Here is a 1,836-nt window from a genome sequence, read left to right on the forward strand (position 1 = left end):
GGCCCGCCCGGACGGATCCGGGCGGGCCGAACTGCTCAGGGCTGGCCCGGACGCCAGTTGATGAACTCGAGCAGCTTGCCGCCGTTGCCCTGCGTGGCGGCGACGGCGCTCCCGTGCACGGTCACGGTGGGGGCCGAGTAGGTCTTCTTCATGTGCTTCTCCCTCGTTGGGTATGGATGGGCGGCGCACGGTGCGCAGCGCCCGGGACGCGGCTCACGCCGCGGTGTCGTTCATCTGCCGGTCCCACGGCGACGCGCCCTCGCGGGCCGCCAGCCAGGTCTCCAGCGCGAGTGTGCAGAGCAGGAAAGGAAGGCTGCCGACCTCGCCGCAGCGCGCATCCTCCACCGCCTGCCGCAGCCGGTCCGGCCGCACCCAGCCGCGGCGGGCGACCACCGGGTCGCGCAGCAGCTCGCGCAGGCGGGGCGCCTCGTGGCCCAGCGTCCACAGCAGCCGCGCGTCGATCCCGCCCTTGCCGCGCCGGGTGCGCACGGCCTCGGGGAGGATGCCGCGCATCGCCTCGCGCAGCACGTACTTGCCCGTGCCCGCGCGGATTCGCATCTGCGGCGGCAGGCGAAGCGAATGCTCCACCAGCGGGCGGTAGAGGAACGGATACCGCACCTCCAGCGCGCCGCCGAACGGCTCGCGCTCCAGGAAGCCCGTCAGCCCCGCCATCTCCACCGCGATCTCGTGGGCGAAGCGGCTGCCGCGCCGTTCCTCCACCGCCAGGCGGCGGGCGGCGGGCAGGCGGTCTTCCATCCCCGTACGCCGGGCGAAGGCGGGCTCGATCCAGCCGGGAAGCCGCTCGTGGCGCCGCGCCGTCCGCTGCCGGAGCGCCGCGGGCAGGAAGGGCTGCACGCCGTGGCGCCCCAGCCCCGTCCAGAACGATTGCCGCACGCCCACGGAGAGCCGAGTCAGCTCGCGCAGACCCTCGCCCACTCGGCGAGCCGCCAGCAGGTCGGTGACGTAGCCCCAGTTGCCCGTCAGGTAGTGGTCGGCTCCCTGCCCGCTGAGGAGCACGCGCGCGCCGCGCTCGCGCAGCAGCGCCGTCATTGCCCGGTCGCGGGCCCAGAACGGGTAGTGCGAGCGTGGCTCGCCCGTTCGGGTGGGCGGGGCGGCGTCATCCTGCCACGCCCACCGGTCCACCAGCGTCTCGTTGGCCACACCGCAGCGCTCCACCACCGCGTCGGACCAGCGCCGCTCGTCGCCGTCGCCCAGCGTGTCCACCATGGTGACGGTGCCGTCCAGCCCTCGCGGCAGGCGCCCGGCCCGAGCTAGGTGATCCGCGGCGCAGACGACCGACGACGAGTCGAGGCCACCGGAAAGATGCGCCCACACGCCTCCGCCTCCGCCGTCCGCGCGCAGGCGCACCGACTCCAGGAAGAGTTCGCGGAACGTCTCCGTCGCCTGGCGCTCGTCCACGCGCGCCGCGGGCGTGAACGCGAACGGCGACCACGCGCGGCGCGTCGTGACTATGCCGTCCGCACTGCGAAGGACCTCGCCCGGCTCCAGCGCGCGGCAGCCCGCCCAGATGGTGCGCCCCCCGGGAGAGCTGCCGCCGGCGAGGAAGTCGGCGACGAACTCCTCGTCCACGTCTCGTTCGCCGGCCAGCGCGTCGAGGCTGGAGGAGAGGAGCAGCGTCGCCCCGTCGTGTGCCACGAAGAGCGGCTTCACGCCGAATGCGTCGCGTACGGCCGTCAGCTCGCCCCGGGCGGAGTCCCACAGCACCAGGCCGAAGTCACCCAGCAACCCATCGAGCACGGCGGGGTCGCGGGCGCCGTACGCGGCGAGCACCAGCTCCAGGTCGGTCGATCCGGCGGCCGGCACTCCGCCCCAGCC

The 1,836-nt window shown here is 74.6% G+C and carries 2 protein-coding genes; both read right to left on the reverse strand.

Annotated features, from left to right (window positions below; all coding sequences use genetic code 11):
- Positions 1 to 35: 35 nt before the first annotated feature.
- Positions 36 to 152, reverse strand: coding sequence for a lasso RiPP family leader peptide-containing protein (locus VFE05_04220; GenBank protein HET6229261.1), 117 nt, complete (start codon positions 150 to 152; stop codon positions 36 to 38).
- A gap of 61 nt (positions 153 to 213) precedes the next feature.
- Positions 214 to 1,836: asparagine synthase-related protein (locus VFE05_04225; protein ID HET6229262.1), on the reverse strand; the 1,623-nt coding region annotated here is incomplete at its 5' end.

The organism is Longimicrobiaceae bacterium (genome assembly GCA_035696245.1).
In the GTDB taxonomy this organism is placed as follows: domain Bacteria; phylum Gemmatimonadota; class Gemmatimonadetes; order Longimicrobiales; family Longimicrobiaceae; genus DASRQW01.